This is a genomic window from Pseudomonas sp. (genome assembly GCF_040514055.1).
Classification (GTDB): domain Bacteria; phylum Pseudomonadota; class Gammaproteobacteria; order Pseudomonadales; family Pseudomonadaceae; genus Aquipseudomonas.
The window spans coordinates 1-16,202 of record NZ_JBEVDL010000084.1; the positions used below are offsets into that span (position 1 = coordinate 1).

The 16,202-nt window shown below is 58.0% G+C and carries 5 protein-coding genes and 1 pseudogene; 1 reads left to right on the forward strand and 5 read right to left on the reverse strand.

The genetic code is table 11. The features are described from left to right. A pseudogene (locus tag ABWY06_RS23235) lies at window positions 1-236 on the forward strand (IS4 family transposase); the annotation flags it as partial. A 132-nt stretch (window positions 237-368) separates the two neighbouring features. Here ABWY06_RS23235 and ABWY06_RS23240 read toward each other — a convergent pair. From ABWY06_RS23240 to ABWY06_RS23260, 5 genes are all read right to left on the reverse strand, one after another. Beyond that, window positions 369-749, reverse strand: coding sequence for a hypothetical protein (locus ABWY06_RS23240; RefSeq protein WP_353927966.1), 381 nt, complete (start codon window positions 747-749; stop codon window positions 369-371). Window positions 750-758: 9 nt separating this feature from the next. Beyond that, window positions 759-4,973 (reverse strand): RHS repeat-associated core domain-containing protein, encoded by a 4,215-nt coding sequence (locus ABWY06_RS23245; RefSeq protein ID WP_353927967.1) that lies wholly within the window; start codon window positions 4,971-4,973, stop codon window positions 759-761. A 121-nt stretch (window positions 4,974-5,094) separates the two neighbouring features. Then, the gene (locus ABWY06_RS23250) at window positions 5,095-10,992 is read right to left on the reverse strand and encodes a putative Ig domain-containing protein (RefSeq protein WP_353927968.1); all 5,898 of its coding nucleotides are present in this window, start codon (window positions 10,990-10,992) and stop codon (window positions 5,095-5,097) included. 304 nt (window positions 10,993-11,296) lie between these two features. Then, window positions 11,297-11,929: a hypothetical protein gene (locus tag ABWY06_RS23255; RefSeq protein WP_353927969.1), complete on the reverse strand. Its 633-nt coding sequence runs from the start codon at window positions 11,927-11,929 to the stop codon at window positions 11,297-11,299. 33 nt (window positions 11,930-11,962) lie between these two features. Further along, window positions 11,963-16,195 carry an RHS repeat-associated core domain-containing protein gene (locus ABWY06_RS23260; protein ID WP_353927970.1) on the reverse strand — a complete coding sequence of 1,411 codons (4,233 nt, stop codon included), beginning with the start codon at window positions 16,193-16,195 and terminating at the stop codon, window positions 11,963-11,965. Window positions 16,196-16,202: the final 7 nt, after the last annotated feature.

Sequence of the window (16,202 nt, forward strand, 5' to 3'; positions counted from 1 at the left end):
TGATCGCCGCGTTGGCCAACTACCTGATTTTGTTGGTGGGTTTGCAGGCGCGCCAGTTGGGCCATGAACGGCGCTTCCAGAGCAACAGCCTCAGGCGTAAGCGGGTCCTGTCGCTGTGGCGCTTAGGCCTGGAGTACGGCCGAAAACACCCTGCGACCATGACTTGGCGCGTCTTGGAAGACCTGGAGCGCCGACTACGCGTCGATGCGCAACAGCAGAGCATGACGGAGGGTTAAATATGTGGGGATCACTCAGACTCTGCCCCCTATTTCGCTGACCCCGAGGGATCTGGTTGAAAAATAGGCTTTCACCAGTGTTAAAATAACTCCGATCCGATCTTTATCCCCTCTATTTGCTTTCCTACTTCCTTACATATCATCACTTGGCAAACCCTTACCATCTCGCAAAGCTAAAGCTGTACGAATCAACCCAAATACAACAAAAAAAACCACTAAACCCAATCCCCACCGCACATAATAGGGCAAGCCATCAAGCATTGGTAAACCGCCATCTGGCATTGGGAAAACTACAACAGCAAACAGAACAAAACCAACGACAAATATCTCAAAGGCCGAAATCAAAAGAACCAATCGAACGAATTTAATTACGGCGATAACCTGCACCCCCCCAACGATCAACAAGATCAAATTTGAAAGTCTCAAACCAACAACACATATTGACGCAAGAGAAAAAGCAACCAATACAAAACTCACAGAAAAAGCAACTAGATGCGGTGTTTTTCGTTCCATTTCGTCCTACTACTTAAGGCACTGGCAATTTTTTAAAGGCTTCCAAGGTGCAGGTGTAAAATAGTACTCCGTCATCGAATCAGTTGCACCATCATATCCCGCCTCCATCGCATCGAGAGATGCAGGGGAGTGCATGTTTATATCGAAAAAATTCTCGAGATACCTAAAACCTTGCCAGCCAGGAGTAGCAATAAGCGCCATACCCATCCAATCAATAAAAACCAAGGCGCCAGGCTCAACAAAAGCATAATTAGTTATATAATTTTCAGCATCTCTCAAATCTTTTCCTTCTGGGGTAAGCGCTTCCCAATCTCGCCTCATTCGCGCTATCCTAAGCTCACTATGAGCACGATCACGATTACCGCAATTATTTATAAGCGCATTATCTACAAGCTCTCGAGCTCCACTACTGAGCAAGCCATATATATCCATATAACCACTTGGATTCCCCTTAACATATCCATAGGTGTTCAGCCCGCCCGCTAGCCCAACTGGATCGGTCTGCATATAGCGTCCAAGCGTCGAATCATAGTTCCTATAGTAGTTGTAGTGCAAGCCCGTTTCCGCATCCCAATATTGCCCAGGGAAACGCAGCGGGTTATTAACGTTTCCTTCCTGAACTAGTCTATCGCCAAAAGCACCCGACTTGGCCCGCCATGTCACTTCTCCACTTTTCTCAAAAGCCGCTTCCGGGGTGCCCAAATGGCTGGTTGCAAAATAGCTGACCGTCCATCGCTGATTATCATGACGCTGCGCCCGGGTAAACAACGGCTGGCTCATCCAAAGCTTAGTCGGATCGTAGGCATATTCCTGCTGAAGCTGACCTTGGGCGTCGTATTCACCCACCAAACCTTCTGCGCTGTATAAATAGTATATGCTTTTGTTGCTTGGCAGCAGGGTCTTACTGATACGCTGACCTAACGGATTGTATGCGTAGCGAACCAACAATTGGCCGTTTTTCTCTACTTCAACCAACCGCTCGCGACTGTCGTAACGATAGAACCAGTGGTCGACAGCTCCGTACTGACTTAGGCTCTGGTCGGCCTGCAGAGCGCCCTTTTCGATCAAGTGGCCGTCCGCGTTGTAGCGATAACCGACTCCATTTTGGCTGACCAACTGGTTATGAGCATTATATTGCCACTGGCCAATATCCAGCTCAGCCTTGCTAGTCTTGGCATCCAAGCGGTTACCTACACCGTCATAAGCATAGGCCTCGTTAGTCCGGCTATCGCCTTGCGGGTACTTCGCTTCAGTAAGCCGATAAAGCTTGTCGTAACCGTACTGGGCCTGACCCTCTTGGGTCCTGATGCTGCTGATATTACTGACCGGATCGTAATCGTAGCCGTAAGACTGGATCAGCTTGCCAGCCGGGTCCTTAAGGGTACGGTTGGTATAACGCTGCAAACCGTCGTATTTTACCGCCAAGTTACTTCCACCCGGGTAGATAATATTTTGCGGCAGCAACCAGCTAAAATCCTGATAGGCGAGACTACCTTCGCCCGGAATACTTACTCCTGCCAATTGCCCGTGGGCGGTATAACGATAGCCATAAGTCTGCTGTTCCGGGCTGGTATAACTGTCCTTGCGACCATTGGCATCGTAGGTATAGGAAAAGGTTTTGCTGAAGACCGGACTGGCGGTCTTATAGGTAACGGTGCTGCTGATCACCCGGCCCAGAGCGTCGTGCTGGTAAACCGCCTTACTTTCCTCGTCCTCGTAGTTCTTTAACCGATTGAGTTCAGTATAGCTATAACTGGTCGTACGCTCAGCAGTGCCTGCTCCGGCCAATATCGTATTGGCATAGTGCTGGCTCTGAATTAATCGATTGGCATCGTCGTATTGGTATAAATTAATATGACCATCGGGCGTGATAGCTTGCTTGAGGTTGCCTACCTTATCATAGCTATAACGCCGCTCAGTACGAGGCGTCTGGGCATCGTCCGGCTTGATTTCGGTAATTAATGCGTCGCGAGCGTCGTAGCGGAACTGGGTAATATGTCCAGCCGGATCCGTCACTTGTAACAGGCTGTCACGGGCGTCATAAGCAAAGCGGGTAATGCCGCTTTCGGCGTTCTTGCTCTCGTTCAGCCGACCTAATCCATCGTACTGACCTTCTGTGGTGTTACTCGCGGCATCCAGCCAGCGATCCATCTGGCCGTCGGCTAGATACCAGTACTGATCTGTCAGGCTTTTGATTTCGCTCCCTTGGACAAACTCACGGGTCTCGCTTTTGATCTGATCGTTGTTATCGTAGGCATAGTTTTCCCGAAAAGTCGGAAAATCCACCCCTGTAAGTCGTTCTTTATCATATCGATATTCAGTGAGATTGCCCGCTCCGTCTTTCTGGCTAAGCAGTCGGTCAGCGGTATCATAACGACGCTCCCGACGATTACCCAAGGGATCGATCACCGCTACTAGACGCTGACTGGTGTCGTATTCAAAGAGTGTCTTGGCATTGGCCGCATCGGTGATGGTTTTCGGCAGGCCGGCGGGAGTGTACTCAGCGATCCTTTCAGCGTTATTGGGCGCCACTATCTTGGTGCGCTGACCCAGTTCGTCATAGTGATGAGTAACCTTTTGCTCCAGCGGATCGGCCAGGCTGGTCAGGTTGCCCACCGCATCATAGGTACTGATCCAAGTCTTATTAAGCGCATTGGTCAGCGTCAGCACATTGCCCATCACATCATGGGTATAGGTGGTTTCGTGATTTAGCGGATCAATAACAACTGTACGGTTACCCTTGTTGTCGTAACGGTATTGCCACTTGGCATCCGGGGTCTCGCCACCGCCTGGTTTGCTCACTTCGACCAGTCGGCCCAGGGGATCGTAGCGATAAGTGGTAGTACGTTGCTCGGGGGTACCCGCCGCCTCGATCACCTGGCTGCGGTTACCCGCGCCATCGTAGCGGTACTGGGTCTTGACCCCCCGTTCGTCGACCTTTTCGGTAAGCCGACGGGTCTTGCCGTCGTAGCTGCGGGTTACCACGCTGGCGTCTGGGTACTGGATACGGGTGATCTGGTTATGCCGGTTGTATTCGGTGATGGTCTGCCGGTCCTCGGCGTCTGTTTCCACCCGTTTGACCACATAGGTCGGAATCGGCGGCGAGCGGTCGCTGCGCACGGCCGCGCCGCCGACACTGCCGGTACTGCGGCCCGAGATGCGATAGCCCTCGGCCACCTTGCCCACGTCATGGGTCTTGTCCGACAAGGTGTATTCCCGGGTGAACTGCAGCTCGCCATTGATCTGCTCGCGCACCACATGGCCCAGGCGGTCGTGCCAGCGCTCGGTCACCAGGCCGGACTGGTCCTCCTGACGCAGCGAGTACTGCTCGGTCTTGGTATCGTAGCCGCGGCTGTAGCGGGTCCAGCGCCCGTCCGGACGCCGCAGCTCCTGCAGGCTGTCGCCGCCCATCGACAGGGTGGTGCGTTGCTTCAGCGGGTCGGTGTAACCGGCCAGCACCTTGCCCGAGTAGTGGTACTCCCAGCGCTGGCCCAGCACATCGACCACCGCCATCAACTGGTGATCGGTGTACTCGTAGGTGACTGTGCGGCCGCTGTAATCGGCGACCTGGGTCAGGTCGTCGTCGGTGTAGGTAAAGGTCACCAGGTTGGTGCCCAGGTGGTCCTTGACCGCCAGCAGCCGCTGCTGGGCATCGCGCAGCATGCGCACCTGGATGCCGTTGAAGAACACGTACTGGGTCAGTCGGCCCTTGGGGTCGTAGTCGTTGCGGTTGCCGTAGATGTCCTGCCAGCGGTAACCGGACTTGCCGCGCTTGAGCGCGGTCAGGGTACGGAACGGCAGGTTGCTCAGCACCACGTCGGCATCCGGGTCTTCCGCCACGGCGCCACTGCTGCCGCCACTGCTGCCGCCGGCGCGCACATAACTCTTACCGGCGTGCATCACCGCGTATGGACGGCTCAGGGTGCCCACCCCGGTGCTGGGCGTTTCGCCGGGCGGCGTCTCGGTGCCGCCGATGATGCCCAGGTCGCCCCACTGCTCGTTCCACACCCACTGCCCATTGACCCAGCTGCGCTCGATGCGCACCGGGGTCGAGCCCAGGGCCTTCACCTCCAGGTCGCGCACCACCAGGTTCAGGCTCTGGTCGGTGTAGTGCGGGGTGCCGAACCGATGGTCCAGCCCTGGAACCGCGTGGACCCATTGGCCGGCGCCGGCCAGCAGGGTACAAATCAACAGACCCAGACGGGCCAAAGCGTTGCACTTCACGTACGGCTCCCTATTGGCGGCCCCTCCCGGGGCGGCCTTATGTCATTTACCAGCGCTTGCGCCAACGGCAGCGCACACGCCCAAAACGCCAGGCCCGCGCAGCGACGCGGGCCCTGGTCGGTCAGAGCTTGATCCAGGCCTGGCCAAGCGCAGCGGTAAGCTGGCTTTGCTGGGCCGCCGTGCGGGCGGCCGGATCCTGGGGCATGGAGGCCATCAACTGCTCCAGTTGCGCGGCATGGTTGGCCGGCAGGCGCCAGGCCTTGTCCAGCTCGATGGTTTCGACCAGGTTGTTGGCCGAGCCATAGACCCCGACCAGCACCACACCATCGGCGCTGCCGGTGACCAGCACCTGCAGATCGGCACCGACCTTCTTCAGCCAGATTTGCGTCGGCGAACCTATGCCTTCCAGCACCAGCGCATCCTGGTCCGAGGCGGCGCCCAGCTCGGTGAGGCTGTCCAGGCCATCGCCCGGCGCGAAACGGTAAGTGTCGTTCCCGGTCCAGCCGTACAGCTGGTCATTGCCGGGGCCGCCGCGCAATACATCGGCGCCCGCCGAGCCGCGCACCTGGTCGTTGCCGGCACCGGCGTCGATCAGTTGGATATTGAGCAACTGGGTGGCACTGAAATCCAGGGTATCCGCCTGGGTGGAGCCCAGGATCTGGTTCACCCCGCCGCCGCCGTCGATCAACTCCAGGGCGGCTTCCGGCAGGAAACGGGTCAAGCCGATCTGGGTGTTGCCGGCATCGCCCAGGATCCGGTCCTGGCCGTCGCCGCCAGCGATCTGGTCGAAACCGTCGCCACTGCCGACGACCAGGAACACATCATCGCCGCCCTCGCCCGAGAGGATATCGTTACCCGCCCCGCCGCGAACCCGATCAGCGTCCACCGAACCAAACAAGCTGTCATCGCCCTTGCCCAGGTCGATGTCGGCAATGGCGATCAGCTGGGTCTGGCGCAGGTCAAAGGTGTTGGCCGCATCGTCACCCAGCAGCCGGTTGATCCCACCGTCGCCGTCGATCCACTCGGTGCGGCTGTCAGCGCCGAACCCCTGCAACCCGAACACGTCATCGCCGGGACCGCCCTTGAGGCCATCGCGACCGGCGCCACCATTGACCACATCGAAGCCGGCGTTGGCACCGGTCAGCAGGAACACATCGTCGCCACCTTCGCCGTACAGGCTGTCGTTGCCGGCACCGCCCTGGATCAGGTCATTGCCCGCCGACCCAGCGATAGTGTCATTGCCACCCAGGCCATCGATACGGGCGATATTGAGCAACTGCGTCTGGCGCAAATCGAAGATATTGTCGCCGTCGTCGCCGGTCAGCAGGTTCACGCCCTCGGCACCGTCGATCAACTCGACACCGCGCTCCGGGTTGAAGGCCTTGAAGCGCAGCCAGTCGTCCTCGGCGCTGCCGAGCACACGGTCGTTGCCAGCACCGCCGGACACCAGGTCATGGCCCTCGCTGCCGACATAGACGAAGGTGTCGTCGCCGGCATTGCCGCTCAGGATATCGTCCCCTGCTCCACCGCGGATCCGGTCATTGCCGGCGCTGCCGAGAATGGTGTCATCCCCTGCCAGGCCGTCGATGGCCTCGATATTCAGCAACTCGGTAGCGCTGAAATCGAGCAGGTCGGCGTCGGCCGTACCTTCGATCCGGTTGCTGCCGCCACGCCCGTCGATACGTTCGACCCGCTGCGCGTCGGCAAAACGCTGCATGCGAATCACATCGTCGAGGTCGCCTCCGAGGATCTGGTCGAAGCCGTCGCCGCCCGCGAAGATATCCGCCGCGGTGTCGCGGCCGATGATCAACAGCGTATCGTCGCCCGCCTCGCCCATCAGCACGTCGGCACCACGGCCGCCGATCAGGGTGTCGTTACCCGCACCGCCCTTGAGGGTGTCGTTACCGTCGCCACCGTCAAGCAGGTCATCGCCGCTGGTGCCCACCAGAGTGTCGTCGCCCTCCTGGCCCGGCGTGACCGGCGCGACGGCACCGGGGCTGATCGCCCAGTGCAGGCGGCTGGCCTGCAACGGCTGGTTGGCCGGCTGACGCAGCACCAGGGTGTCCAGCGACGGGCTGCGAACCGCATTGAGCACAGCGCCGAATCGCAGCGGGCTGGCACCCGACAGCCCCAGATCACTGCCCTGCAGGGTAGGTACGGCGGTGGCATCGACCAGCGCCGCGCCCGTATTGGACAGCTCCGGGCGCAGGGTGAAATTCGCCTGGCCGTCGGTGCCGATCTCGCCGCGGCTGACCAGTTGATAGTTACAAATAAACAGCGTCTGCCCAGGCTGCTCGTTGTCCGCGGTGCTCAGCAACACATCGGCGGGGTCTAGCCCGGCGAACGCGGCGTCGCGGCTTTGCAGCGGCAACAGTTGCAGGCCAACAGGCTGGCTGCCGTCGATCAAGCAGTCGTCGACCCCCTGCACGCGGATACGCTGCGGGGTCTGCCAGTTTTCGGCGGTGAAATGCAGGAAGGCCGGTTCGTTGAGCAGGCGGGCTTCGCCCGTATCGCTCAACGCCAGGTTCAGGCTGACGCTTTCACCGGCCTGGGGCGCGCGGTTGAGGCTGACTTCCACCTCGGCCACGGCCTCGCCATATTCGTCCAGTTGCAGCGCGGTGAGCGGCCTGACGCTGACCTCGGCCGCGGCCGGCAGCAGCGTCACGCTGCAGCAGGACTCGACCGTTACCTGGGACGCGGCATCGCGAATCACCGCCTTGAGGCGATAAGTACCCGGTGCCACGCCGGCCAGCGACCAGCTGTAACGGTCGGCGTCGCCGTCGTCGTTTTCCTGCAGGCCCGAGGCGATCAGCAGCTCGTTGGCGTACAGGTCGAGGGTGGCCGCGCTGTCCGGGTCGGTGTCGGTCCACTGCACCAGCAGGGAGCCGCCAGTCAGCGAAACATCGCTGGCCGGCGCGACGAACGCCAGGCTCGGGGCATCGTCGCTACCGTTTTCGTTGACGAAGAACTGTTGCCAGGCGCTCCAGGCCGACATCAAACCACTGCTGTCCAGCGTCCGCACCTGCCAGCGGTAGGCATGGTTGTCCTCCAGGACCACGGCGGGCGTCCACTGCGGGTCCGCACTCAGCTGGGTGGCCAGGGTGACATCGCCCTGCACCTCGGCCAACACGAACTCGTAGCTCAGGCTGTCGCCATCCGGATCCTGGGCCGGGTGCACTTCCAGGCGCGGCGTGCGCACCTCCACCCAGGCGCCGGACGCCGGGTTGGCGATGGTCGGCATCGGCGGCGCTTCGGCGGTTTCGCTGACGCGGAACTGGCCGCTGACCCAGGCGGACTCCTGCACGCCATCGCTGGCACGGGCCCGCCAGAAATACAGCTGGTTCTCGCTCAACTCGCCCGGCACCGTCCATTGCAACGGCCCCTGCTCGCTGGCGAACCAGTCGGAATCCTGCAGCCCCAGGGAGTCGAAACGCTCGTTGAGGTCCAGCTGGATACGGTACTTGAGTGGCTGCCGCTCGGGGTCCTGGGCGGCGTCCAGGCGCAGGGCCACGGCGCTGCGTTGTTCGATGCGTTGCTGCTGCAACGGCCAAGCCAGGCCAGGGGCGCTGGGCGCCTGGTTGCTCAGGCTGACGCCGAACAGGCTTGGCTCGCTGCGTTTGACCGCGCCATGGCTGTCGCGGGCCTCGACCAGCCACAGGTAGAAGCGCTGCTCTTCCAGCGCCACTGGCGAACGCCACTGGGTGACGCCATCGGCGCCGGCCAGCAAACCCGAGACCTCGACCACCGGATCGCTGAAATCGTCATCGTCTTCGCTGAACACCCGCACCCGGTAACTCAGCTCGTCCTCGTCCAGGTCCAGGCTGTTGCTGAACTGGAACAGCGGCGTACGCTGGTCGGTAACGCCCATCGGCGTGGGGCTCAGCAGCAGCGGCGCGCTGGGGGCGTCGTTGGCGGTGTTGATGAAAAAACGCCCGTTGAGCCATTCGCTATGGGTGTCTTCATGACTGGCGCGCACCCGCCAGTAATAGCGGGTGTTGTCGCGCAGCTGGGCACCGGGCTCGAGCTGGTCGGCCTTGACCACCCACTCGGTGGTGGTGCTGCCCTCGGCCAGGGCCTGGGACTTGGCCAGCAGCTCGCTCATGCCGGCATCGGCGTACAGCTCGAAGCTGTAGGTCAGGGCACGACCGGCGCCGTTGCCGCTGTTTTTCACCCGCAAGGCCGGGTACAGGTCGGCGGTGTGCGCATTGTCCTGGGGCTCGTGCAGGGCCGGCGGCAGAGGCGCGGCTTCCACCACCTCCGGGTCGCTGCCCTGCTCGAACTCGTCCACATCGCTGATGCCGTCGCCGTCGAAGTCGCCGCTGCCATCGCGGTCGAGGTTGCCGAAGTGCTCCAGCTCCCAGGCATCGTCCATGCCGTCACCATCGCTGTCGCCCACGGCAAAGACCCGGATACCCACCGGCAACTGCGTCTGCAGCAGCTCATCACTGGCGGTGAAGGTCACCACATAACGCCCCGCCTGACCGACCAGGGGGTTCCAGTAGAAGGTGCCGCGGCCTGGGCTTTGTTCCTCGAAGATGGCGCCCGTGGGCAGGCCTTCCACCATAAGGGTTGGCAAGGTGCCATTGGGGTCGCTGGCCTGCACCACAAAACCCACCTGCCCGCCTTCGTGGGTGCTGCGGTCCATGATCGGCCGAAACACCGGCGGCTTGGGCTCGTTGCTCAAGGCACCAAACTGCACCTGGTACTCGCTGTCCGGTTCGAGGTCGAACAGGTTCAGGTAGTAATTGAATTTGTGCGTATCGCCCTTGTCGCGTTCCTTGCTCAGCCAGGCGTTATGCGGCGACAGCGCCACGCCATTGCTGCGCAGCACCCGCTGCAACGCCTTGGTGCCATTGTAGGGATCGGGCACGCGTACGTATCCGAAGCCTGGCTGCGCATCGACGGCCAGGGTATTGCCGCTGGCGCCGCGGGCCAGGGTCGCGCTCAGCTGATTGACGAAGGTGCAATCGACGCAGGGGGCATTCTCCGCCTCGCCCGAGCGATCGGACTCGAACACATACAACTCGTCGCCGACATAACCGAGGAAATCACGCACCAGGTCCTTGGTCGGCGCGTCCACCAGCACGTCGTGCAGCAGGAAATGCGCATTGGCTTTGTCGAGCACCGAGGTCAGGCGCCCGCCCAGCTCGTCGGGGTGGGAAAAGGACGCGGTGAAATCGACAAAACGACCGGACAGGCTGCTTTCCATCAGCCAGCGTCCGTGGCGGCTGCTGTTCGCCGGAATCGTACCGAAGTCCAGCAACAGGGTCGGCGCCGCCGGCGTCTCGTCGACAAAACTCTGGGTAATACGAAAATCGATGGCCAGGCCCAAGTCGTTCTCGACGATCTTCGGCTGCGCGGATTCCAGCTTGATGCCCTTGGCCTCACCACGGCCGCTGTTACGCACGCGCACGCCCAGGGTATAAGGCTCCGGGGCCTCGATGGAGGGGGTGAAGGCGTCGTCGGCGATCACTTCCTGGGTCAGGAAATAATCGAGGGTCAGCTGCGGCTGGGGTTTGACCGTGATGGTGTCGGGGTCCACCGTCACGGACTCTTCCTTGCCGCCGGCGTTATAGCTAAGGCTGGCACCGACCTTGTAACGCTTGCCCGCCAGGCTGTTGCCGGCGGCACCCGCGGTGGGGATGATCAGCCAGCGCAACACGCCACTGGCCTTGGCCGGGATCTTGCCGTGGGTGATGGCGCCGGCTGCGCCGGTCTGCACCGCTTCGACATCCTGGCTGTCGTCCAGGCGAATAAAAAACGCCGCGTCCTCGGCATCCGGGTCGGAGCTGGCCTTGATCAGGTTGCCGCTTTCGTCCTCGAACTGGATGGCCACCTCCAGCTCGTCCAGGGCAATGGTGTCCAGGCCGTTGTTGATGCGCATGGTGGCCTCGAACCCCTGCCGCTCCAGGGTCAATTCCTGGACGATCTCGATCACCACCACCGCGCACAAATCCTCGGCCCAGGCCCCGGCACTCCACAGTGCCAGCAGACCGACCATCCATTGTTTGAACATCATCCCCGATTTCCCCACACAAGCGGCGCAAAAGGCGCCATTAAAATTCTGCAAAAACACAATTTAACGTGCTAGCGCATAAATCCAACCGCTAACTACCCAACATACATCTTCAATGCCGAACCGAATTATTTGAAAATCATTAAGAACGGCGTTTATGGCCGCGCCGCACGACATAAAGCACCTAATCCTCACATCACAACCCTTGGCAATCTCGCCATTGCAAATCAACCTACATTAATACCATTCCATTACAAACCCGCAACCAAAAATACACTCTCACCCAAAACCCTTCAACATTAAAAATTTAAATCACCCCCGACATTTTATTCCGATGCCTAATATGCGCGTCAATCACAGCTTCAACAGGAGAACTAATATAATCAAACAAACTATCCATTGCCAATATGCGAGCTTCGTCTCGCTCAGAAACCTCATCATATTCAGCAGGATCTTCAAGTTCAACCAAACGAATCAAATCTTGCTCTTCAAGCTTAGCCAAGAGAGAACAAACAGTTTTTGTATGCTCAAAACAGTCTCTATGAGAGTCTCTGAAAATTCTGAAAAAAACATCCGAAGAAAATCCATCTTTTTTAAAAGAAGCATTTACCTCACCTAAAAAATTTGTACTCCTGCGCCGATAGCGAACCTCCATATTAATAAGAAAACGAACGGGGTCCTGACATCCCCAATCAGCAGGAACACCTATCTCAGACAATACCTCTTCAACAAGAAGATGCAGTTTTTCAAGAACTTCATCCCTCGTCACACCTCGAGCAACGCACCGCTTACGCAATGATTCTCCCGTATCCTTACGAAATATTTTACCATTTGCAAACCAACTCCCTTCCGCCAAACAACACACAGTAACTTCTGAACGAAAAAAGTCCGTCTCTAATTGCTCAAATCTTTCATCATGAACCTTTTCAAAATCAATCATATTCGCCTCTCCCAACATCAGCACGTCAACTAACTAAGGCTCACACCTATCTTCCTCTCCCGGACAATTCGCTGTAGCCTCCTCAAGCTGCTTGAGCTTTTTCCTAATTTTCTCAATTCTCGGCTTGTGAAGCCTTTCCTGCTCTTGATTACCAACACCATATCTCTCTCTACCCTTCTGCAAATTTAGCAGCTGCCTAGTAAGAGCTTTTTTCAATATCGATATTTTACTAATATTTTCAACGCAATATTTATCCCCCATCCCAATACGCTCTTCCAGAACTTCATTTTCAAGATCATGATTATCCGCCTCTTCACTATCATCCCATTCAAGCCCTCCAGATATAGCGCTGTACCCCTGATTTGCCAGGCTAATTGCTCTATAAAGTCGATAAGCTCGATAAGAAGTATAGGCAAGAGTCGCACCCTCCCACGCTAATGGAATCAAAAATGCAAATGTACCGTGCGGATCCGTATACCTGAGAGAATTTGAATTTCCGTAATTATATTGATTGACTCCTCCATTCATCCCAATCGGATCAGCCTGAATATATCGGCCAAGCACTGCATCATAGTCCCTTAAAAAATTATAATGCAGCCCTGTTTCCTCATCAAAATACTGACCAGGGAAACGCAACTCATTATCAATAACACCAGAACTCAAAACAGCATTACCAAACACCTGAGTCTTAGCGCGCCAAGTAACCTCACCACTTTTCTCAAATGCTACATCTGGTGCTCCCAGATGACTAGTACCAAAATAGCTAACTGCCCACTTCACCGTATCGCTACGCTTGGCTCGAGTAAACAGAGGCTGACTCATCCAGGGTTTGGTAGGATCGTAAGCGTATTCCTGCTTGAGATTGCCTTGCTGGTCATACTCAGCAACTAGCCCTTCTTCGCTATAAAGGTAGTAAATAACCTGATTGCTTTGAGCCAAATTCTTGCTGATACGCTGACCCAAAGGGTTATAAGCATATCTAACTAATAGCTCGCCATTTTTCCGTACCTCGACCAAGCGTTCACGGCTGTCATATTGATAATGCCAATGGTCGATACCGCCACTCTGGATCAGGCTGAAATCACCCAGCAAGGCGCCCTTTTCGATCAGGTGACCATCCGCGTTGTAGCGGTAGCCGATTCCATCACGCTGGACCAACTGATTGTGAGCATTGTATTGCCACTGACCTATATCCAATTCTTCCGGCTTGCTGGCCTCGTCCAGACGGTTACCCACCCCGTCGTATACATAGGCTTCATTGGTTCGGGCATCACCTTGCGGATAGCGAGTCGCGGTCAGACGGTGGAGTTTGTCGTAGCCGTATTCGATTCTTCCATCCTGGCTGTCGATGGCGGTGATATTGTTGACCGCATCGTAGCTGTAGTCCTGGGTCTGGATCGGATTGCCGGCCGGGTCCTTCAAGTGGCGACTGGTATAGCGCAACAGGCCATCGTATATCACGCTCAGTGATCCACCTCCCGGATAAATAACACTCTGCGGTTGCAGCCAGCGGAAGTCCTTAAAGCTAATGCTGCCCTCGCCAGGAATACTGACGCCCGCCAATTGACCGTGGGAAGTGTAAAGATAAGCGTAGGTTTGCTCTTCCGGATTTGTATAGGTAGCTTTGCGGCCGTTTGCGTCGTAGCTGTAGGCGTAACTCTTGCTAAAGTTCGGACTAGCCGTCTTGTAGGTAATAGTGGTTTCGCTCACTCGCCCTAGAGCATCGTGTACGTAAACCGCCTTGCTTTCTTCATCCTCATAGCTTTTCAGATGGTTAAGCGCGGTGTAGCTGTAGTCGGTGGTCCGTTCGGCCTGATTGTTATCTACTAGAGTTATATTGGCAAAATGCCGGGTCTGGATCAGTCGGTTAGCGTCATCGTAACGGTACTGACTAACACGACCATCCGGGGTAACCGTTTGTTTAAGATTGCCCACGGCATCGTAGCTGTAACGCCGCTCGGTACGAATCGCAGTAGCATCGCCGGGTTTGATTTCGGAGATCAACGAATCACGGATATCGTATTTGAACTGAGTAATACGTCCGAGCGGATCGGTTACTTGACTCAGATTTCCGCGTTTATCATGGGCGAAATGGGTGGTACCACCTTCGGCATCGCTACTGCTGATTATATGCCCCAAGGCATCGTAACCATTACCTGCGGGATTATTGGCCGCATCCTGCCATTGTTCCAGCAGCCCGTCGGCCAAGTAAGTGTATTGATCGATCTGATTTTTGGTTTCTTCGCTCTGAGCAAACTCTCGAGTCTCGCTTTTAACTTGGTCACGACTATCGTATTGATAACGCTCGTTATAAGTCGGGTAATCGATACCGCTTAAACGCGATTTATCGTACTGATAGTGGGTTCTGTTATTGGCCGCGTCTGTCTGATCAAGTAGGCGACCACGATTGTCATACTTGCGCTCATTACGATTACCCAACGGATCGATCAACGCTATCAGACGTTGACTGGAGTCGTATTCGAACAGCGTTTTCGCATTGGCCGCGTCAACAATGCTTGTGGGTAAACCGGCCGCACTGAACTCGATGGAAAACTCAGCCTCGTTCGGTGCAATCACCTTGATACCTTGGCCCAGCTTATCGTAGTGATAGATCACCTTCTGTTCGAGCGGATCGGCCAAGCTGGTCAGGTTACCCACCGCATCATAGGTACTGGCCCAGGTCTTATTAAGCGCATTGGTCAGCGTCAGCACATTACCCATCACATCATGGGTATAGGTGGTTTCATGGTTTAACGGGTCGACAACGACCGTGCGGTTGCCCTTGTCGTCGTAATGGTACTGCCACCTGGCATCCGGGGTTTCGCCACCGCCGGGCCGAAGCTCCTCGGCCAGTCGACCCAGGGGATCGTAGCGATAGGTTGTAGTACGTTGCTCGGGGGTACCCGCCGCCTCGATCACCTGGCTGCGATTACCCGCGCCATCGTAACGGTACTGGGTCTTGATACCCCGCTCGTCGACCTTTTCGGTGAGCCGACGGGTCTTGCCGTCGTAGCTGCGGGTCACCACGCTGTCGTCCGGGTACTGGATACGGGTGATCTGGTTATACCGGTTGTATTCGGTGATGGTCTGCCGGTCCTCGGCGTCCGTTTCCACCCGCTTGACCACATAGGTAGGAATCGGCGGCGAGGTGTCGCTGCGCACGGCCGCCCCACCCACACTGCCGGTACTACGACCCGAGATGCGATAACCCTCGGCCACCTTGCCCACGTCATGGGTCTTGTCCGACAGGGTGTATTCGCGGGTAAATTGCAGCTCGCCATTGATCTGCTTGCGCACCACATGGCCCAGGCGGTCGTGCCAGCGCTCGGTCACCAGCCCGGACTGGTCCTCCTGGCGCAGCGAGTACTGCTCGGTCTTGGTATCGTAGCCGCGGCTGTAGCGGGTCCAGCGCCCGTCCGGGCGCCGCAGTTCCTGCAGGCTGTCGCCGCCCATGGACAGGGTGGTGCGTTGTTTCAGCGGGTCGGTATAGCCGGCCAGCACCTTGCCCGAATAGTGGTACTCCCAGCGCTGGCCCAGCACATCGACCACCGCCATCAACTGGTGATCGGTGTACTCGTAGGTGACCGTGCGGCCGCTGTAATCGGCGACCTGGGTCAGGTCGTCGTCGGTGTAGGTAAAGGTCACCAGATTGGTGCCCAGGTGGTCCTTGACCGCCAGCAGCCGCTGCTGGGCGTCGCGCAACATGCGCACCTGGATGCCGTTGTAGAACACGTACTGGGTCAGCCGGCCCTTGGGGTCGTAGTCGTTGCGGTTGCCGTAGATGTCCTGCCAGCGGTAACCGGACTTGCCGCGCTTGAGCGCGGTCAGGGTACGGAACGGCAGGTTGCTCAGCACCACATCGGCATCCGGGTCTTCCGCCACGGCGCCACTGCTGCCCCCACCGCTGCCGCCGGCGCGCACATAACTCTTGCCGGCGTGCATCACCGCGTACGGGCGGCTCAGGGTGCCCACGCCGGTGCTGGGCGTTTCGCCAGGCGGCGTTTCGGTGCCGCCGATGATCCCCAGGTCGCCCCACTGCTCGTTCCACACCCACTGCCCATTGACCCAGCTGCGCTCGATGCGCACCGGGGTCGAGCCCAGGGCTTTCACCTCCAGGTCCAGCACCACCATGTTCAGGCTCTGGTCGGTGTAATGCGGGGTGCCGAACTGGTGGTCCAGGCCCGGCACCGCATGGGCCCATTGGCCGGCGCCGGCCAGCAGGGTAACGATCAACAGACCCAGACGGGCCAAGGCGTTGCGCTTCACGTACTGC